Source organism: Bradyrhizobium sp. MI1.7, from assembly GCF_055811795.1.
The window spans coordinates 30,417-47,888 of record NZ_JBVVPO010000061.1; the positions used below are offsets into that span (position 1 = coordinate 30,417).

19 protein-coding genes are annotated in these 17,472 nt (G+C 64.8%); 7 read left to right on the top strand and 12 right to left on the bottom strand.

Annotated features, from left to right (window positions below):
- Positions 1 to 107: 107 nt before the first annotated feature.
- Positions 108 to 1,337, bottom strand: a complete 1,230-nt coding sequence (gene hemA, locus AC0L3X_RS36410; protein ID WP_028148697.1) for a 5-aminolevulinate synthase — start codon at positions 1,335 to 1,337, stop codon at positions 108 to 110.
- Between the two features lie 198 nt (positions 1,338 to 1,535).
- Positions 1,536 to 2,270, bottom strand: coding sequence for a GntR family transcriptional regulator (locus AC0L3X_RS36415; RefSeq protein WP_063980784.1), 735 nt, complete (start codon positions 2,268 to 2,270; stop codon positions 1,536 to 1,538).
- 158 nt (positions 2,271 to 2,428) lie between these two features.
- Between AC0L3X_RS36415 and AC0L3X_RS36420 the strand changes: the two genes are divergently transcribed.
- Genes AC0L3X_RS36420 through aroQ form a run of 4 tightly spaced genes read left to right on the top strand, consistent with a single transcriptional unit; the run spans position 2,429 to position 5,759 of the window.
- A complete protein-coding gene (locus tag AC0L3X_RS36420; protein WP_063980785.1) occupies positions 2,429 to 3,457 on the top strand; it encodes a TRAP transporter substrate-binding protein in 1,029 nt (342 codons plus the stop codon).
- Positions 3,458 to 3,482: 25 nt separating this feature from the next.
- Positions 3,483 to 4,031, top strand: coding sequence for a TRAP transporter small permease (locus tag AC0L3X_RS36425; RefSeq protein ID WP_063986054.1), 549 nt, complete (start codon positions 3,483 to 3,485; stop codon positions 4,029 to 4,031).
- Complete coding sequence (locus AC0L3X_RS36430) at positions 4,028 to 5,308, top strand: TRAP transporter large permease (RefSeq protein ID WP_063980786.1); 1,281 nt, start codon at positions 4,028 to 4,030, stop codon at positions 5,306 to 5,308. Before AC0L3X_RS36425 ends, AC0L3X_RS36430 begins: the two co-directional genes overlap by 4 nt.
- A gap of 19 nt (positions 5,309 to 5,327) precedes the next feature.
- Positions 5,328 to 5,759, top strand: a complete 432-nt coding sequence (gene aroQ / locus AC0L3X_RS36435; RefSeq protein WP_063980787.1) for a type II 3-dehydroquinate dehydratase — start codon at positions 5,328 to 5,330, stop codon at positions 5,757 to 5,759.
- A gap of 109 nt (positions 5,760 to 5,868) precedes the next feature.
- Here aroQ and AC0L3X_RS36440 read toward each other — a convergent pair whose 3' ends face one another.
- The 4 genes from AC0L3X_RS36440 to AC0L3X_RS36455 all read right to left on the bottom strand — a co-directional run bounded on the left by AC0L3X_RS36440 (position 5,869) and on the right by AC0L3X_RS36455 (position 10,659).
- Positions 5,869 to 6,930 carry an MBL fold metallo-hydrolase gene (locus AC0L3X_RS36440; protein ID WP_231143827.1) on the bottom strand — a complete coding sequence of 354 codons (1,062 nt, stop codon included), beginning with the start codon at positions 6,928 to 6,930 and terminating at the stop codon, positions 5,869 to 5,871.
- A gap of 135 nt (positions 6,931 to 7,065) precedes the next feature.
- Positions 7,066 to 9,222: a methyl-accepting chemotaxis protein gene (locus AC0L3X_RS36445; protein WP_354131619.1), complete on the bottom strand. Its 2,157-nt coding sequence runs from the start codon at positions 9,220 to 9,222 to the stop codon at positions 7,066 to 7,068.
- A gap of 166 nt (positions 9,223 to 9,388) precedes the next feature.
- Positions 9,389 to 10,114, bottom strand: a complete 726-nt coding sequence (locus tag AC0L3X_RS36450; RefSeq protein ID WP_063986055.1) for an outer membrane protein — start codon at positions 10,112 to 10,114, stop codon at positions 9,389 to 9,391.
- A gap of 224 nt (positions 10,115 to 10,338) precedes the next feature.
- The gene (locus tag AC0L3X_RS36455) at positions 10,339 to 10,659 is read right to left on the bottom strand and encodes a helix-turn-helix domain-containing protein (RefSeq protein WP_063980790.1); all 321 of its coding nucleotides are present in this window, start codon (positions 10,657 to 10,659) and stop codon (positions 10,339 to 10,341) included.
- Positions 10,660 to 10,779: 120 nt separating this feature from the next.
- On the opposite strand from AC0L3X_RS36455, the gene AC0L3X_RS36460 reads away from it, so the two are divergent.
- The gene (locus AC0L3X_RS36460) at positions 10,780 to 11,121 is read left to right on the top strand and encodes a hypothetical protein (protein ID WP_063980791.1); all 342 of its coding nucleotides are present in this window, start codon (positions 10,780 to 10,782) and stop codon (positions 11,119 to 11,121) included.
- 126 nt (positions 11,122 to 11,247) lie between these two features.
- A complete protein-coding gene (locus tag AC0L3X_RS36465; RefSeq protein ID WP_063986056.1) occupies positions 11,248 to 11,535 on the top strand; it encodes a hypothetical protein in 288 nt (95 codons plus the stop codon).
- 30 nt (positions 11,536 to 11,565) lie between these two features.
- On the opposite strand, the gene AC0L3X_RS36470 is transcribed toward AC0L3X_RS36465, so the two are convergent.
- From AC0L3X_RS36470 to AC0L3X_RS36480, 3 genes are all read right to left on the bottom strand, one after another.
- On the bottom strand, positions 11,566 to 12,501 hold the full coding sequence (locus tag AC0L3X_RS36470; protein ID WP_063980792.1) for an AEC family transporter: 936 nt from the start codon (positions 12,499 to 12,501) through the stop codon (positions 11,566 to 11,568).
- A gap of 104 nt (positions 12,502 to 12,605) precedes the next feature.
- Complete coding sequence (locus AC0L3X_RS36475) at positions 12,606 to 12,815, bottom strand: hypothetical protein (protein WP_028148688.1); 210 nt, start codon at positions 12,813 to 12,815, stop codon at positions 12,606 to 12,608.
- Positions 12,812 to 12,985: a hypothetical protein gene (locus AC0L3X_RS36480; RefSeq protein WP_187387912.1), complete on the bottom strand. Its 174-nt coding sequence runs from the start codon at positions 12,983 to 12,985 to the stop codon at positions 12,812 to 12,814. Before AC0L3X_RS36480 ends, AC0L3X_RS36475 begins: the two co-directional genes overlap by 4 nt.
- Before the next feature lie 457 nt (positions 12,986 to 13,442).
- On the opposite strand from AC0L3X_RS36480, the gene AC0L3X_RS36485 reads away from it, so the two are divergent.
- Positions 13,443 to 13,715 (top strand): hypothetical protein, encoded by a 273-nt coding sequence (locus tag AC0L3X_RS36485; RefSeq protein WP_084794951.1) that lies wholly within the window; start codon positions 13,443 to 13,445, stop codon positions 13,713 to 13,715.
- Between the two features lie 18 nt (positions 13,716 to 13,733).
- Here AC0L3X_RS36485 and AC0L3X_RS36490 read toward each other — a convergent pair whose 3' ends face one another.
- From AC0L3X_RS36490 to AC0L3X_RS36500, 3 genes are read right to left on the bottom strand one after another with little or no spacing between them, the layout of a single operon-like run.
- Positions 13,734 to 15,353, bottom strand: a complete 1,620-nt coding sequence (locus AC0L3X_RS36490) for an ABC transporter ATP-binding protein (protein ID WP_063986057.1) — start codon at positions 15,351 to 15,353, stop codon at positions 13,734 to 13,736.
- Positions 15,354 to 15,355: 2 nt separating this feature from the next.
- Positions 15,356 to 16,195, bottom strand: a complete 840-nt coding sequence (locus AC0L3X_RS36495) for an ABC transporter permease (protein WP_028148686.1) — start codon at positions 16,193 to 16,195, stop codon at positions 15,356 to 15,358.
- Complete coding sequence (locus AC0L3X_RS36500; RefSeq protein WP_063980795.1) at positions 16,192 to 17,163, bottom strand: ABC transporter permease; 972 nt, start codon at positions 17,161 to 17,163, stop codon at positions 16,192 to 16,194. Before AC0L3X_RS36500 ends, AC0L3X_RS36495 begins: the two co-directional genes overlap by 4 nt.
- Positions 17,164 to 17,472: the final 309 nt, after the last annotated feature.

The following is a 17,472-nucleotide window of genomic DNA, read 5'->3' on the forward strand; positions in this document are numbered from 1 at the left end:
ACACGAGCAGCGTCAGAGGTGGAGAGACTGTCACCCCACCCCGTCTCCCATTTCGCTGCGCTCAATGTGAGCCGACCCTCCCCCTCCAGGGGAGGGTGGAGAAACGCCTACTCCGCCGCCAGCGACTTTTGCTTGAGCGGCAGACCGAGGCGGTCCCACACCTGCAGGAGCGCTTCGGCGAGCTGATCGATCAAGCCGTCGTCGTGATAGGGCGAGGGCGTGATGCGCAGGCGTTCGGTGCCCTTGGCCACCGTCGGATAGTTGATCGGCTGAATGTAGATGCCGTGCTGTTCCAGCAGCAGGTCGGATGCCTGTTTGCACTTCTCGGCATCGCCGATGAACAGCGGCACGATATGGGTGTCGCTCGACATCACAGGCAGGCCGGCGGCGTTGAGGATCGCCTTGACGCGGGCGGCGCGGTCCTGGTGGCGCTCGCGCTCCCAGTTCGAGGTCTTCAGATGCTTGATCGCGGCGGTCGCGGCCGAGCAGATCGCCGGCGGCAGCGCGGTGGTGAAGATGAAGCCCGGCGCGTAGGAGCGCACGGCGTCGATGATCTGGCCGTTGGCGGCGATATAGCCGCCGAGGCAGCCGAACGCCTTGGCCAGCGTACCTTCGAGAATGTCGATGCGATGCATGACGCCGTCACGCTCGGCGATGCCGCCGCCGCGCGGGCCGTACATGCCGACGGCATGGACCTCGTCGACATAGGTCATCGCGCCATATTTCTCGGCGAGATCGCAGATCTTGGCGAGCGGGGCGACGTCGCCGTCCATCGAATAGAGGCTTTCGCAGGCGATCAGCTTCGGCCGGTTCGGACCTGCGGCCTTCAACTTCTCTTCGAGGTCGGCGAGGTCGTTGTGGCGGAACACGACGCGCTCGCAGCCGGACTGGCGGATGCCCTCGATCATCGAATTGTGGTTGAGCTCGTCCGACAGGATCAGGCAGTTCGGAATGAGCTTCGCGATGGTCGCGATGCCGGTCTGGTTCGAGACATAGCCCGAGGTGAACAGCAGCGACGCTTCCTTGCCGTGGAGATCGGCGAGCTCGGCCTCGAGCTGCACCAGCGGATGATGGGTGCCGGCGATGTTGCGGGTGCCGCCTGCGCCGGTGCCGACGCGGGTCGCGGTTTCGACCATGGCGCCGACCACCTTCGGGTGCTGGCCCATGCCGAGATAATCGTTGGAGCACCAGATCACGACGTCGCGTTTGCCCTTCGGCGAGTGCCAGAGCGCATGCGGGAACCGGCCGGCGATGCGTTCGAGATCGGCGAACACGCGGTAGCGCCGCTCGGTGTGGAGACGATCGAGGGCGGTATTGAAGAACTGGGCGTAATCCATCGGCAAAACCTAAGACGGAACTGACCAAAAAGGGCGCATCTTCTTAGAGCTTTTCCAGCTCTAGAGTCTATGCGCTATCCCACATTTGGGCATGGGGAGCATTTGGGCAAAATGCCCTATCGTGCGATTTGAAACTTGATCCCGATCAAGTTCGCGCGAGAGGCAATGTTGCTTTGCACCATTGGCGGCGGTGCGGGTCTACCCGGCCTTGGCCTTCCTGCGCGGCTCGCTCCGCGCGTCCTTGACGGCGGCCACCGGCTTTAACCAATCCGAATTGCGCAAGGCATGCGCCACACAATCATGGATGTGGGTGTGCAGCACCTTGTTCGCGCCCTTGGCGTCGCGCTTCAGCGCCAGCTCTTTCAGCTCGCGATGCTCGGAAGCCGCCATCTCGCCGCGGAACACCACGGCGATCATCTGGTAGCGCAGATAGCGGTCATAGACCGCGGCATGCGCATCGAGCAGCACCTTCGAGCCGCAGGCCGCGACGAGCGCGCGATGAAACTGGAAATCGCACTGTTTCCAGCTCTCCGCATCGGATCGCTCGCCTGACAGTAGCAACCGCTCCATCGCCGCGAGCTTGTGATGCGCCGAGACGATGTGCGCTTCCCAGTCGAGATCGCCGGCCGCGAACGACTTCTCGATCATGTGGCTCTCGAGCAGCTCGCGCAGCTCCGCGATCTCCTGGAATTCGGTCGCCGAGATCGGCGCGACCTCGAAGCCGCGCTGGCCTTCGGCGACGACAAAACCTTCCGAGCACAGCCGGTTCAGCGTCTCGCGCAGCGTCGAGATGCTGGTGCCATAGGCGCCGCTCATCCGCTCGAGCTTCAGCTTCTGCCCCGGCGTCAGCTTGCCGAAGATCAGGTCGGTGCGGATGCGGCGATAGGCGCTGTCGCCCACCGTCTCGGCGGTCGTGTCGGGAAGGGTGTCCATGCCTCATCCTAGCGCTTTGGACTTGCGTTTTGCCAAATTTCGTAACTTTATCAAGCGTTTCTTGTAACATCATATAAAATCAAAAATATAGGTTGATTTATAATTCGTCATATAAGACGTTCCCGCCCCTAAGAACGAGATCAACAGGGGAGGGGGCGATGCCCGTTCGGTTCAAAGGTCTGGCTTTGGTGGCGGCGATCGGCGCGGTCGCCTTGGGCACGATGGGGCCGGCCTCGGCGCAGGCCATTCAGGAGCGCACCATCCGCTGGGGGCACCTCAACAACACCGACCATCCCGTCAGCAAAGGCGTGCAGAAATTCGCCGAGATCGTCGCGGCCAAGAGCGGCGGCAAGCTCAGGGTGCGCGAATATCCGGCCAACCAGCTGGGGAGCGAGATGCAGCAGCAATCGGCGCTGCGCGCCGGCACCCAGGAGATGCAGTCGCCGGCGACGACGTCGCTGGTCGGCATCGTCAAGGATTACGGCCTGATCGATTTCCCCTTCATCGTCTCGACGCCGCAGCAGGCCGACGCCCTGCTCGATGGTCCGCTCGGCGCGGCGCTGCTGGCAAAGCTGCCCGAGAAGGGGCTGGTTGGTCTCGCTTATTGGGATCTCGGCTTCCGCAACGTCACCAACAGCAAGCGTGCCATCACCAAGGGCGAGGACCTCGGCGGCATCAAGATCCGTGTGATCCCGAACCCGGTCTATCTGGAGACCTTCAAGGCCTTCAACGCCAACCCGGTGCCGATGAGTTTCTCGGAGCTCTACAGCGCGCTGGAGACGGGCACCGTCGACGGCCAGGAGAACCCGTTCTCCGTGATCCTGTCGAACAAGTTCTTCGAGGTGCAGAAATATCTCAGCGTCACCAATCATACCTATTCGACCAATATCATCCTGATCAGCAAGAAATTCTGGGACGGTCTTTCGCCCGACGAGCAGAAGATTTTGCAGGACGCGGCGATCGAGGCACGCGACTACCAGCGCAAGGTCAGCCGCGAGCAGGCCGCTGCCGCGATCGACGAGCTCAAGGCCAAGGGCATGGCCGTCAACGAGATCGCACCCGCCGAGCTCGATCGCATGCGCGAGAAGACCAAGCCGATCGCGGAAAAATTCTCGGCCGACTACGACCCCGCCATCGTCAAGCTGTTCAACAGTGAACTCGACCGCGTGCACGCGCTGAAGCCGTAAGCCGACGCGCAGCAGGACGGACATGATGAAAACGATGGTCGACGCCTATTTCTGGCTGCTCCGCGCGGTGATCGCGGTGCTGCTCGCCGCCATGGTGGTGCTGGTGTTCGGCAACGTCGTGCTGCGCTACGGCTTCAATTCCGGGATTGCGATCTCGGAAGAGCTGTCGCGCTGGCTGTTCGTGTGGATGGTGTTTCTGGGTGCGATCATCGGCCTGAAGGAGCATGCCCATCTCGGCGTCGATAGCCTCGTCAAGGTGCTGTCGCCGTTCGGCCGCAAGGTCTGCTACGGCCTCAGCCACGCGCTGATGCTCTATGCCTCCGTGCTGCTGACGGAGGGCTCCTGGAAGCAGACGGTGCTGAACTGGGATACGGTGGCGCCCGCCTCGGGGCTCTCGGTCGGCCTGTTCTACGCTGCCGGGATCGTGTTCGGCGCCTCCTCCTGCGTGATCATCGTGCACGAGCTCTATCGGCTCGTGACCGGGCAGGTCGCCGATGCCGATCTGATCGCCATCAGCGAGTCCGAGGAGCTCCCGCATTCTCCTGGCGCCGCGAGCGGAAAGCAGCAGGCATGACTGTCGCCGTCTTCACCTTCTCGCTGCTCGGCGCCATGGCGATCGGGATGCCGATTGCGTTTGCGCTGATCATCTGTGGCATCGCGCTGATGACCTATCTGGCGATGTTCGATTCCCAGATCATCGCGCAGAACGTTATCAACGGCGTCGATTCCTTCCCGCTGATGGCGGTGCCGTTCTTCATCCTCGCCGGCGAAGTCATGAACACCGGCGGGCTGGCGCGCCGCATCCTCAACTTCGCGATCGCGCTGGTCGGCCATTTCCGCGGCGGGCTCGGCTATGTCGCGATCCTGACGTCATGCATTCTGGCCTCACTCTCGGGCTCGGCGGTCGCGGACGCCGCGGCGCTCGGTGCGCTCCTGGTGCCGATGATGGCCGCCGCCGGCCACAATCGCGCCAGTGCGGCTGGCCTCGTCGCTGCCGGCGGGATCATCGCGCCCGTCATTCCTCCGTCGATCGGTTTCGTCATTTTCGGCGTCGCCGCCAATGTCTCGATCTCGAAGCTGTTTCTGGCCGGCATCGTGCCGGGCCTGCTGCTCGGCGTCGGCCTGTGCTTTGCCTGGTGGTGGGTGGTGCGCAAGGAGAATCCGGCGCGCCTGCCGCGCAAGAGTTTCACTGAGATCTGGCGCGCGCTGATCGACGGCTTCTGGGCCCTGATGCTGCCGATGATCATCATTTTCGGCCTGCGCTTCGGCATCTTCACGCCGACGGAAGCGGCCGTCGTCGTCGCCGTCTACTCGCTGGTGGTGGCGATGGGCGTCTATCGCGAGCTCAGGCCGGCACAATTGCCGGCGCTGCTGGTCTCGACCGCGCAGACCACGGCTGTCGTGATGTTCCTCGTCGCCGCGGCGCTGGTATCGTCCTGGCTGATCACGGTTGCCGAGATCTCCGACCAGATCGTGGCGCTCGTGCAACCGTTCGCGGGCAACAAGACCCTCCTCACCTTCGTTCTGATGATCATCGTCGTCATCGTCGGCACCGCGCTGGACATGACGCCGACGATCCTGATCCTGACGCCGATCCTGATGCCGATCGTCAAGCAGGCCGGCATCGACCCCGTCTATTTCGGCGTGCTCTTCATCATCAACAACGCGATCGGCCTGATCACGCCGCCGGTCGGCGTCGTGCTCAACGTCGTCTGTGGCGTTGCCCGCGTCTCGATGGATGATCTGATCCGGGGCGTCTGGCCCTTCATGATCGCGCAGCTCGTCGTGCTAGCCTTGCTGACGCTGTTTCCCGTTCTCGTCACCGGCCCGGCCAAATGGTTCGGTGGCTAACTTCTAGAAGGACCTGTCCATGAAGCGCGTGATGATCCTCAACGGTCCCAACCTCAACATGCTCGGCATCCGCGAGCCGCACATCTACGGCACGACCACGCTCGACCAGGTCAACGCAAGCTGCGAGGAAGCGGCTGCCAAGCTCGGGCTCAAGCTCGCCTTCCACCAGTCCAACCATGAAGGCGTGCTGGTCGATCTGATCCAGTCGGCGCGGCAGGATGCCGATGCGATCGTCATCAATCCGGCCGGTCTTTCCTTCACCTCGGTCTCGATCATGGACGCGATCAAGACATTCGAAGGCCCGGTGCTGGAGGTCCACATCTCCAACATCCATGCCCGCGACGAATATCACCGGCATTCGAAGATCTCGTTCGTGGCAACCGGTGTGATCTGCGGGCTCGGCCCGTTCGGCTACGTCGCGGCGATGCACGCGATCGCAAATATGAAGTGAGCCGCTTCCACAAACTCGTCATGCCCGGGCTTGTCCCGGGCATCCGCGAACTCGTTTCTTCTCGAAAGAACGTGGATGGCCGGGACAAGCCCGGCCATGACGCCGTGGCTCACGTCGTCCGGAACTGGAGCACGCCGTCTTTCGTCTCCGCCGTCAGCCGGCCCTCGACGATCATGTAATTGACGTGCGCAACGAGTTCGCCGGCGGCAAAGCCCATCTGGTGCTCGTCAAGCACGTGCTTGTTGAACACGACAGGCACCAGGGCGCGCGAGGTCTGCGGCACCTCGCTGCAGGCTTCCGCGATCAGGCGGCAGCGCTCCTCGTGGTGATCGGCGAGCTGCTTGATGCGGGTCTTCAGACCATAGAACGGCACGCCGTGGCCGGGCAGCACCAGCAGATCGTAGGGCAGGGTGGTGGTGAGGCTCGCGAGCGAGGCCAGATATTCGCCGAGCGAGTTCTGGTCGGGCTCGACCGCCCAGACGCTGACATTGGGCGAGATCTTGCTCAGCACCTGGTCGGCGGAGAGGAACAGCTTGTCGTCGGCGCAATACAGCATCGCCTGGTCGAGCGCGTGCCCGCCGCCGGTGATCACCTTGAAGCGGCGCGTGCCGATCACGACCTCGTCGCCATGCGAGATGCGGCGGTAGGACGGCGGCAGCACCGAGACGCGCTTGAGATAATCCTGGCCGCGGCCGAGCAGCTTTTCGGTGAGCGACTCGTCCATGCCGTGGCGGCGGAAGAACAGCCGCTGGGCTTCGCGCCGCTCCTCGGTGCCGCGGTTCTGGTGGTAGACCGATTGCAGATATTCGACCTGCGTCATCACCAGCGGGCAGTTGAACCGCTCGACGATCCAGCCCGCGAGGCCGACGTGATCGGGGTGCGAATGCGTGACGATCAGGCGCGTGATGTTGACGCCCTTCAGCGGCCCCTCGAACAGTCTGGTCCAGGCCTCGATCGTCTCCTCGTTGCCGAAGCCGGCATCGATCATGGCATAGCCGTCGCCGTCGGCGAGCAGGTAGATGTTCACGTGGTTGAGGCGGAACGGCAGTTTCAGCCGCGCCCACAACACGCCGGGACGCACCTCGACGATCTCTTCGGGGCCGGGATGCTGTTCCCAGGGATAGCGCAGGGCCTCGGCCGAGGACTGCACGGTGTCGGTTTTCGGGTTCATGCTACCGGCTTAAACCCGCCGGGCGCGGGGCGCCAGCCGAAAAAGGCCGGGCCGTGGTCTCCGCATGGCGGTCATACCTGCAGTTTTCCGCAGCCCGGATTACGCGGCGCTCCATCCGGGCTACGGGCCGGCGGCTTACGCCGCCCGCATGTTGTTGAGGAATGCGTCGATCTCTCCGCGCAGCATGTCGGCTTCGCGGCGGAGCGCGTCGGAGGCGCCCAGCACTTCGCTCGCCGCCGCGCCGGCTTCCGCGGACGCCGTGGAGACGCCGATGATGTTGCTGGAGACCTCGCTGGTGCCGCCGGCGGCATGCTGGATGTTGCGGGCGATTTCGCGGGTGGCCGCGCCCTGTTCCTCGACCGCGGCTGCGATCGTCGTCGTCACGTCGTTGATCTCGCCGATGATCCGGCCGATGCCCTGGATGGCGCCCACCGCCGAGGTGGTGACTTGCTGCATGCTGGCGATCTGGGTGCGGATCTCTTCCGTCGCCTTGGCGGTCTGGCTCGCGAGGCTCTTCACCTCGGAGGCGACCACTGCGAAGCCGCGGCCGGCTTCGCCCGCGCGCGCCGCCTCGATGGTGGCGTTGAGTGCGAGCAGGTTGGTTTGCGAGGCGATGGTCTGGATCAGGTCGACCACGACGCTGATGCGGCTCGCACTGTCGGCAAGGCTCTGCACCGTGGTGTCGGTGGCGCCGGCCTCGTCGACCGCCTTCCTGGCGATCGCGGCCGAGGTGACGACCTGCTTGCTGATCTCCTCGATCGAGGACGACAGCTGCTCGGTGCCTGATGACACGGTCTGCACGTTGACCGAGGTTTCCTCCGCGGCGGAGGCAACCGCGTTCACCAGTGCGTTGGACTGGTCGGCGGTGTTCGACATGCTCTGCGCGGTGGACTGCATCGAATTGGCCGACTGCGCGAGATTGTCGAGCGCGTTGCGTACCGCGCCCTCGAACTCGGCGATCTTCGCTTCCATGCGCGCGGCACGCTCGGCCTTGGCGACACGGTCCTTGTCCTGCTCGCTCGACATCGCGCGGGCCTCGATCATGCTCTCGCGGAACACCTGCAGCGTGTTCGCCATCACCGAGATTTCGTCATTGTGGTGCTTCGAGCGGTAGATCTCGGTCTCGAGGTCGCCGTTCGCGAGCAGCTGCATCGACTGATGCAGCGCGCCGATCCGCCGCAGGATGTTGCGGCCGACATAGAGCCAGACGAACAGCGCCGAGCCGACCAGCATCAGCGCGCCCAGCGCCAGCATCGCGGTGGTGGCGAGCGAGATCTCCTGGCGCGCCTGGAAGGTCGACGCGTTGGTCTCCTTCTGCACGCCGTCGACGAGCTGCTGCACGCTGATGCCGAGACCGACATTGAGCTTGCGGGTCTCGTCCAGAATGGTCTGGCCGTAGTCGATGGCGTCGAGCTCCTTCTGGCGGATCTTGAACACGCCGGTCTTGCCCTCGCCGAAGGCGAACAGCTTCTGCACGGCGTCGCGCACCGTCTGCATCGAGGGCATGTTCGGGAGATCCTCGAGGTTCGACTTGACGCGGTCGCGCGTCGCCTTGAACTCCTTCTCGATCGCTTCCAGCGTGTCGCTATTGTTGGCCGACAGCGCCGCCATCATGTCGGCGGCCATGAGATTGCCGTTGGCGGAGATTGTCGCGACCTGGGAGACGGTGCGGGCGGCCTCAGTCGCATCATCGGCGGAAACTTCCGCCGCGCCGAGGATCGCGTTCAAGCGTGTCTGTGCGTCCAGCATCGCAGGACCGGCCGCGCCGACGAAGGTGAGCTGCGCGTTGCGCAGCGCCTCATACTGCTTGTCATGCAGCGCGCCGGTCTCGAGCCGCTCGCGCGCGGCCGACACCAGGCTCTGGGTCGCCTCGTCGATGCTCTTGGCGGTGTCGCGCAGCGCGGTTGCGATCTGCTTGTCGGCGCCGAGCTCGATGATCTCGCCGAGCTTGGCCATGGCGAGCTGCCGGATGTCCTTCACGCTCTTGGTGCGTTCCTTCAGCGCCTCGTCGGAGGGCGATGCCAGCAGGCCCGGGCCTTGCGCCGCGAGCGTCGCGCTTTGCGAGGCAAGCTGCAGGCTGGCGGAGAGGCGCGGGATGTCGCGGCCGCTCAGATCCATCATGGTCGCGCCGAGGTGATTGAACACGAAGCCGGCGCCGGCTGCGATGACGAGGCCCATGCCGGCGATCAATGCGAAGGCGGCGAACAGGCTGCCGCGCACGCCCCACCTTGGCATCTTGAAACGAGGCTTGAGACGGCCAAGGACACGGCCAGCACCCAGACGGATCGCCATCGAAATTCCCCCACGCGTGATCTTTATATTTTCGCCGCGGAGTATCCCTGGGTCGGGTTAAAAAATCGCAAGTTGCACAATCGGTTGCGCCTGTTCCGCACAGCGAAAAAAGAAAGGGCCGGCAGAATTGCCGGCCCTTGATTGCGAAGAGATTTTTGAGGCGCGATCAGTAGCGCGCGACCGCCGAATTGGCCCAGTTGAAGCGGTAGTTGACGCCCGCCTTGAAGGTGTGGTCGTCGGTCGTGAAGTTGCCGGTGCCCACCAGCGGGCCCGCGGTGAAGTGTGCGTCGCCGAAATTGTAGTACTGGTACTCGGCCTTGGCCGACCAGTTCGGGGCGAACATGTATTCGAGGCCGGCGCCGACGGTGTAGCCGTTGCGGTGATCGCCATCGATGATGAAGCCGGTCGGCACGCCGCCAATCGTCACCTTCTCGTTGTTGTCCGAATAGGCGTAGCCGCCCTTCACGTAGAGCAGGCCCGGACCCCAGGTGTAGCCGACGCGGCCGGTGATCGAGCCGAGGCCACGCTGGTCGTTGCTGTAGGCGACGCCGCCCGGGAACGCCGCACCGACGCTGCCGGAGAGCCAGGAATACTGGCCTTCGACGCCGACCAGGAAGTTCGGGTTGAACTGCCAGTCAGCACCGACCTGCACGCCGCCGAGGAAACGGCCGTTGCCGTTGTTGCCGGTGGAGAGGCCGTTGAAATTGTTGTCGCTGGAGAACGCGCCGCCGACATGGCCGCCGACATAGAAGCCCGTCCAGTTGTAGATCGGCGCGGCATAGGCCGGCGCAGGCGCCTTGTAATAGTTGCGGTTGCCGAGATCGGCGCCGACGGCCGGCGCGGCAGCGCCCACCACGAGCAGCCCAACGGTCGCAAACAAAATCTTCTTCATCGTCTTGAACTCCAGCACTTTGGTCCCCGGCAGACGCGCTGTCCGCGCCGTCGTTGGTTTTGCAGATAGCTCGCTTTTGACGAAAATGCTGTCACATCCGTGGCACAGCGACAGCCAACCTAACTTATTGGGCTGTAAATGATTTTCGTGCTTAATGGCGGCTTAAGAAGTGGTGAAGGAAGGCTTAACGTCGCACGTCTCGGGTAACTTGCGCACGTCTCTCGTTAACCAAGCCGCCGCCGTACCTCATCGCGCATCTGCGCGCGGAAGGCCGCGCGCCTTGCAGGCCGGTCTTCCTCGCGGACGTCGTGGCGATCGAAGACGTCGAACTTCTCCATGATCGGATAGCGCTCGCTCGCCATCGCCAGCACGCGCAGCACCTTGGTTGCGGACGGCGTCGGCCCGCTCACTTCCCAGCGCCGGATGGTGTCGGCGCCGCCCTTCTCCGGCAGTCCGCAAAGCTTGGCCATGTCGGCCGCGGTGAGCTTGCGCTCGAGGGCATCGGAAAGGTCGTTGCGGAGCTGCTTCAGTTCGGGGCCGGTCATGCTGCTTGCGTCCAGGGAAGTCACTGAAGGCAATGCACTAGCGCTGATTCGGGTCCATCCGAAGGCGAGTGGTCGTGATAGTGTGTCCATGCCGGTCGAGCGTCAGCGAGGCGAAATCGCATGCCTGTGTTCAAGCTGCCCCTGTCGGGGGATGTCGTCCAGTCCATTTATCCGTCGTTCTTCAGTCCCACCGGCGGCCAGTTCGGTCTCGTCAACATCACGGTGGGGCAATCCTCGGCGCCAGATGTCGAGAAGGACGTGCTGTCGGATGTCGCCGGTTACGGCAAGCAGATCGGACAGATCGCGGACGCGCTGCTGGCCGTGGTCGAGCATCTGGAGTCGCGGCCCGACCACGCGCTCGCTGACGATCCGGCGATCGTCGCCTTCAAGGCGCTGATGCACTCCGTCGCGACAGTCAAGGAGCGACATGGCCGCAAGGCATGTCGTCCGAAGCGACGATGACCACGGCAGCGGTGTCCGGGTCAGGCACATTCGGGCGTGCACGAAGTTATGAACGGGTACCCATGGAAATTCCGCGTTGAATGAACACATGGCACAATGGGCTCGCAGCCAATGAAGGGAACCGCCATGACAAGCATCAAACCCGCCATTGCCGCACTCATCACTGTCGGACTGCTTGCCGCGCCTTTTGCAGCCGAAGCGAAGAAGGCCCGGCCGAGCCGGCATCACTACAGCACGAGCGTGGTGGCCCCGACCTATGGCGCCGCCGCATTGCCGGTCGCGCAGCCCAGGACCTCTTACGGGTCGTCCGGACAGACGGTCGGGACAGTCACGGCGCCCTCGATCGGATCGTACAATTGGCCGTCGGTCGGCGTGACCAATTCGGTGCCGACCTGGAGCAACACCACGAGATAGAGAACACGCCGCCAGGCGCGCCGGCGACTGTCAACGCACACCCGGCGCGAGGCCTGAGAGCAGGTAGAGCGCGACCAGCAATGTCGCGACCGACAGCATCGTCGTGACCGAGACGGTGGCCGCGACCAGCTTCTCCTCGACCTTGTGCTCGTGCGCCAGCACATAGACGGTCTTCGCCGTCGGCACGGCCGCGCATATGACGGCGGCGACCGTGTAGAGCGGGTTGAGGCCAGTGACCACGCAAAGTCCGTAGACGATCAGCGGCATCACCACCAGCTTCACGGTCGCGAGCGCGAACGATGCTTTCAGGTTGGATCGCAGGCCGTCGACCGACAGGCCAAGCCCGATGGCAAACAGTGCGCAGGGCGTGAGCGCGGCGGCAATGATGTTCAGATAGGCCGCGACGGGCGCCGGAATCGGCAAGCCCGTGATCGCCCAGACGAGACCGATCAGCGTCGACAGCACCATCGGATTGAGCAGGATCTGCTTCACCAGCCCGGCGGAATGGGCAGGGCTGCGCACGTCCCTTTCCAGCAGGATGACCGTGAGCGGAAACATCACGCCGGCGACGAACACCGTCGCCACCGCGGCGGGCAAGACGGCGGGCTGGCCGTAGATCGCGTGCAGGATCGGGAGCGCCACGAAGCCGGTATTGGTCATGGCCGCCGCCATGCCATGGATCGTGCTGCTGGCGAGGTCGTGCTTGCCGTCCGCACGGACCGCCAGGAAGACCAGCGCGAAGCAGAGGAGGGAGCCGCCGCCGAACGCGAGCAGGAAGCGCCATTCCAGCAGGTTGCGCGCCGGCTCCTGGGCGATCGTGACGATCAGCAGCGCCGGCATCGCCACGTTGTAGGCAAAATGCACCAGCGCGTCCGCAAGCGAGCGGGAGAGATAACCGAGTTCGCCGGCAAGCCAGCCGGTGACGATGATTGCGAACACGGGAAGAACGAGGCTGGCGACCTCCATCCGGCGTCCCCCTCTGCCAAGCAGCGTCGCCATTCTAGCCTGGCGATGCATGCTCGTCACGGTTCAACTGGATGGCGCCGTCCTCGACCAGACGGCCTGTGGCCTCAGGCGCCCCTGCCGGTCTGTTGACCGAACACGCAGCGCCATCCAGCCAGGCGTTCGGCCGGATGCTGGTTCATCCATTCGGCGAGCTGCGGCGCGCCCATCAGGCAGGACTGCATCGAGACGTTGGCGAAGTCCGAGGTGGTGACGATCTGCTCGTGACAATTTGCCGGAGAGGAGAGGCTGCAGAGCACAGCGATGATCTTGATCACGCCAGATTTCCTGCGTCGCCGTTGGCCGCGCGACCGATCGTCGCCTTGCCCTGCGGCTCGCCGCTCGGATCAGCCGGCGGAAAAATGCTGTCGTAGATCGCGCGTGCCTCCTGAATGAGGCGAACGCGCTCGCGCTCGGATTTCGAGATAAACTGAATAACCTGGCCCATATCGGCTCCAATGGATCGGAAGTCCATCATCAGATGATGGAAATCATTCCATGCGAATCTGGGGTGTCGGCCTCTGTTTCGCATCTGTGCGGCCGGTCACGAGGGATAAAAAGCCCGTGAGTGTTCCGTCGCCCGAAGAGGAGCGGAATACCTTGGCTGATGCGCTGGCCTGACGTTGCCGGCGCGCGCTGCTTGCGTCCCGGGACCGCTGCAAGCAAGGCACGACATGCGAGCATCCTCCGTGCGGCGGCGAGCCAATGCGCCGGGAGTGCGCCCGTGCGCCCCTGTTCGGCTGGAGCTGCTCGTCGCGCTATCGTGATGGAGCGCCAGGCCCTGCAGTGTGATCGTATTGCGGCACATTTTCACGCGCGTGGAGTTGTAAGATTGCTCAGTGCACGAGTGGTTCGACGAGCGAACGGCCGACGCGACTGAGACACCGCGCCCGAAAGGATTAGCCATGACAGGAACGAGACGCTCGATTGCGGTACTTATCGCGGTCGGATTTGCGGCATCGCCATTCGCTGCAGGCGCGCAGACGTCTGCGGCGGGCACCCAAGGCAACACGGGCGGTCTTTCCGGAGCGCCAGCAACGCAAGGCACGACCTATGGAAGCTCCGGACAGACCGTCGGGACCGTCACGGCGCCGTCGGTCGGAACGTCTAATCAACCATCGGTCGGCGTGACCAACTCAGTCCCCACCTGGAAGAACACCAACCCTCCGGGCAAGTAGCAACCGCGATCGGCCGACTCACGCCGCCGGCGCGGGCTCTTTCCGCCCGGGCACCGCCGCCAGCAGTTCGCGCGTATAGGCGTGCTCCGGCGCGGCGAACAGTTGTGCGGTCGGCTTCAATTCGACGATGGCGCCGCGCTGCATCACCGCGATGCGGTCGCAGATTTGCGCCGCGACGCGCAGATCGTGGGTGATGAACAGCATCGAGAGGCCAAGGCGCGCCTTGAGGTCTTCGAGCAGTCGCAACACCTGCGCCTGCACGGAGACGTCGAGCGCGGAGACGGCTTCGTCGGCGACGATGATCTCGGGTTCGAGCGCGAGCGCGCGCGCAATGCCGATGCGCTGACGCTGGCCGCCGGAGAATTCATGCGGGTAGCGGTCGAGCGCGCCGGCGTCCAGTCCGACCATCTTGAGGAGATCGCGGGCGCGGTCGAACGCCACTTTCGGATCGATGCCGGCTGCGATCGGACCGTCGGCGATGATGTGCCCGACCTTGCGGCGCGGATTGAGCGAGGCGAACGGATCCTGAAAGATCATCTGGATGCGATGGCGCTCGGCGCGGAGCGCCTTGCCCGACAGCGAGGTGAGATCGGTCTCGCCGATCCGCACCGTGCCGCGGTCGGCTTCGATCAGTCGCATCACCAGACGCGCTACCGACGATTTGCCGGAGCCGGATTCGCCGACGAGGCCGAGCGTCTCGCCCTTGAGGATGTTGAAGTTGACTTCGCGCGCGGCATCGACGCGGCGGTCGTCGCGAAACCAACCGCCTGATGTGACGTAGGTCTTGTCCAGCCCGATCACCTCGACGGCCCTGGCCTGGTCATCGAGCGGCTCGCGCGCCGGCGGGTCCATCGACGGCACGGCGGCGAGCAGCGCCTTGGTGTAGTCATGCTGCGGATTGTTGAAGACGGAGCTAGCGGGGCCTTCCTCGACGACCTTGCCATGCCTGAGCACCACGACCTGGTCGGCGATGTCGGCGACCACGCCGAAATCATGGGTGATGAACATCACCGCCATGTTGCGGTTGCGCTGGAGGTTGCGGATCAGTTTCAGGATCTGCGCCTGCGTGGTGACGTCGAGCGCGGTGGTGGGCTCGTCCGCGACCAGCACTGCGGGCTCGAGCGCGAGCGCCATCGCGATCATGGCGCGCTGGCGCTGGCCGCCGGAGAGTTGGTGCGGATAGGCGCGGACAATGCGCTCGGGGTCGGGCAGGCCGACCTCGCGCGCCAGCGATAGGGCCTTGGCGCGCCGCTCCTTCGGCGTCAGCAGGCCGTGGGCCTCGAACATCTCCGCCATCTGGTCGCCGATCCGCATCAACGGATTGAGCGCGGTCATCGGCTCCTGAAAAATCATCGCGAGGCGGCGGCCGCGCAGATCGCGCCAGCCGTCGTCGTCGAGCTTGAGCAGGTCGCGGCCTTCGAACTGGATCTCGCCGGAGGTGACGGTGACCGTATCAGGCAGAAGGCCCATCAGCGCATGCGCGCACATCGACTTGCCGGAGCCGGATTCGCCGACGACGCAGACGATCTTGCCGGGCCGCAAATCCAGCGAAACGCCGTCGACCGCGAACGGACGCTCGGCGCCCTTGGGCAGCGCGATCCGCAGATTCTTGATCGAGACGGCGGGCGGGGCGGTCATCATCAGCGGCCCTCCCGCGACAGGCGCGGATTGAGCGCGTCGTTGAGGCCTTCGCCGATCAGGTTCAGCCCGAGCACCGAGATCAGAATGGCGACGCCGGGAAACACGGTGATCCACCAGGCCTGGCGGATCACGGTGCGGCCGGCGCCGACCATGTAGCCCCAGGAAATCAGATTGGGATCGCCGAGCCCGAGGAACGCCAGCGAGGATTCCAGCAGGATGGCGGTCGCCACCATCAGCGAGGCCAGCACGATCACCGGCGACAGCGCGTTGGGCAGGATCTCGCGCAGGATGATCCAGGTGTTGCTCTGGCCCGTGACCACCGCGGCCTGGACATATTCGCGCGTGCGCAGCGACAGCACCTCGCCGCGCACGAGGCGGGCGACCGGCGGCCAGCTCACCACCGCGATCGAGGCCACGATCGAATAGATCGAGGGCTGGAGGATCGCGACCAGCACGATCGCGAGCGCAAAGCTCGGAATGGTCTGGAAGAACTCGGTGAAGCGCATCAGGGCGTCGTCGACCTTGCCGCCGAAATAGCCGGCCATGGCGCCAATGGGAACGCCGACGACCAGCGCGACCAGCGTTGAGACGAGACCCACCAGCAGCGAGACGCGCGCGCCAAAGATCATGCCGGCGAACACGTCGCGGCCGAGCGCGTCGGTGCCGAGTGGCACGGTCGAGAGCGTGAAGGGCGGCAGGAACGGCCGCTGCACCATGCGCCAGGGTGAATTCGGGAACAGCATCGGCCCGAACACCGCGATCGAGATCGCAAGGACAAGGATGACGAGCCCGACGACGCCGCTCGGGCTCTTCAGCATCGATTTCCAGAACTGTTTCATGAAGCGAATTCGATGCGCGGGTCGACCAGGCGGTAGACGAGGTCGGTGATGAGGTTGAAGATCAGCACCATGGCGGAGCAGATCACGAAGACGCCGAGCAGGAGGTTGTAGTCGCGCTGGAGCAGCGCGTCGTACATCAGACGCCCGATGCCGGGCCAGGCGAATACGGTCTCGGTGATGACGGCGCCGCCGATCAGCGTGCCGGAATGCACACCGGCCAGCGTCACGACCGGCAGCAGCGCGTTGCGCAGCACGTGGCGACGCTGGATCACGGCATCGGAAAGGCCCTTGGCGCGCGCGGTCTTGACGAAGTCGAGGCGCTTCACCTCCAGCATCGAAGCGCGCGTCATGCGGGTATAGGTCGCCATGAAGAACAGGCCGAGCGTCATCGCCGGCATGATCAGGTGCTTTGCGACGTCGACTGCGTGGGCAATGCCGGTGAGGTTGGCGCCGACGGTCTCGTAGCCGAAGCTCGGCAGCCAATCCATGGTGACCGAGAACAGGAGGATTCCCATCAGCGCCACCCAGAAGATCGGCATGGCGTAGAAGATCAGCGCGAACACGGTGATGGCCGTGTCGAGGAAGGTTCCGGCAAAGCGCGCGGCGAAGGTGCCGAAGAGAACGCCGAGCATGAGCGAGATCGCGAATGCGGTCAGTGTCAGCAGCAGCGTCGCCGGCAGCCGCTCGCCGATCAGCTTCACGACCGGCGCCTGCTGGCGGAAGGAGAAGCCGAGGTCGAGCGTGACGACGCCCTTGACGTAGATGAAGAGCTGCTCGGGCAGCGGCTTGTCGAGGCCGAACTTTTCCCGGAGCTGCTTGACGAAGACCTGGTCACTGGCACCGGCCTCGCCCGCCATCACGACCGCGGGGTCGCCGGGCGCAAGCCGGATCAGGCAGAAATTGAGAACGACGATCGCGAGCAGGACGATCACGCCCTTCACGATACGCTGAGCGACGAAGGAGAGCATATTAGAGAGTCATCTCTTGTAGCGTGACCTGGAGCCACGGAGACACTGGGCTCCCTCGCCCCGCTCTTGTCCGCCGAAGCCTCGACGAAGGCGGATGCGGGGAGAGGGTTGGGGTGAGGGGGACTCTCCGCGGGGACGGTGATAGTTGGACTCGCGGAGAGGGGGGGGGGGGGGGGGGGGGGGGGGGGGGGGGGGGGGGGGGGGGGGGGCGGGGGGGGGGGGGGCGGGGGGGGGGCGGGGGGGGGGGGGGGCGGCGGCGGGGGGGGGCGCGGGGGGGGGGCGGGGCGGGGCGGGGGGGGGGGGGGGGGG

Bases quoted from the DNA above. Each gene is read 5' to 3' on its own strand.
- hemA (WP_028148697.1), bottom strand. From the start codon at position 1,337: ATGGATTACGCCCAGTTCTTCAATACCGCCCTCGATCGTCTCCACACC.
- AC0L3X_RS36415 (WP_063980784.1), bottom strand. From the start codon at position 2,270: ATGGACACCCTTCCCGACACGACCGCCGAGACGGTGGGCGACAGCGCC.
- AC0L3X_RS36420 (WP_063980785.1), top strand. From the start codon at position 2,429: ATGCCCGTTCGGTTCAAAGGTCTGGCTTTGGTGGCGGCGATCGGCGCG.
- AC0L3X_RS36425 (WP_063986054.1), top strand. From the start codon at position 3,483: ATGAAAACGATGGTCGACGCCTATTTCTGGCTGCTCCGCGCGGTGATC.
- AC0L3X_RS36430 (WP_063980786.1), top strand. From the start codon at position 4,028: ATGACTGTCGCCGTCTTCACCTTCTCGCTGCTCGGCGCCATGGCGATC.
- aroQ (WP_063980787.1), top strand. From the start codon at position 5,328: ATGAAGCGCGTGATGATCCTCAACGGTCCCAACCTCAACATGCTCGGC.
- AC0L3X_RS36440 (WP_231143827.1), bottom strand. From the start codon at position 6,930: ATGAACCCGAAAACCGACACCGTGCAGTCCTCGGCCGAGGCCCTGCGC.
- AC0L3X_RS36445 (WP_354131619.1), bottom strand. From the start codon at position 9,222: ATGGCGATCCGTCTGGGTGCTGGCCGTGTCCTTGGCCGTCTCAAGCCT.
- AC0L3X_RS36450 (WP_063986055.1), bottom strand. From the start codon at position 10,114: ATGAAGAAGATTTTGTTTGCGACCGTTGGGCTGCTCGTGGTGGGCGCT.
- AC0L3X_RS36455 (WP_063980790.1), bottom strand. From the start codon at position 10,659: ATGACCGGCCCCGAACTGAAGCAGCTCCGCAACGACCTTTCCGATGCC.
- AC0L3X_RS36460 (WP_063980791.1), top strand. From the start codon at position 10,780: ATGCCTGTGTTCAAGCTGCCCCTGTCGGGGGATGTCGTCCAGTCCATT.
- AC0L3X_RS36465 (WP_063986056.1), top strand. From the start codon at position 11,248: ATGACAAGCATCAAACCCGCCATTGCCGCACTCATCACTGTCGGACTG.
- AC0L3X_RS36470 (WP_063980792.1), bottom strand. From the start codon at position 12,501: ATGGAGGTCGCCAGCCTCGTTCTTCCCGTGTTCGCAATCATCGTCACC.
- AC0L3X_RS36480 (WP_187387912.1), bottom strand. From the start codon at position 12,985: ATGGGCCAGGTTATTCAGTTTATCTCGAAATCCGAGCGCGAGCGCGTT.
- AC0L3X_RS36485 (WP_084794951.1), top strand. From the start codon at position 13,443: ATGACAGGAACGAGACGCTCGATTGCGGTACTTATCGCGGTCGGATTT.
- AC0L3X_RS36490 (WP_063986057.1), bottom strand. From the start codon at position 15,353: ATGACCGCCCCGCCCGCCGTCTCGATCAAGAATCTGCGGATCGCGCTG.
- AC0L3X_RS36495 (WP_028148686.1), bottom strand. From the start codon at position 16,195: ATGAAACAGTTCTGGAAATCGATGCTGAAGAGCCCGAGCGGCGTCGTC.
- AC0L3X_RS36500 (WP_063980795.1), bottom strand. From the start codon at position 17,163: ATGCTCTCCTTCGTCGCTCAGCGTATCGTGAAGGGCGTGATCGTCCTG.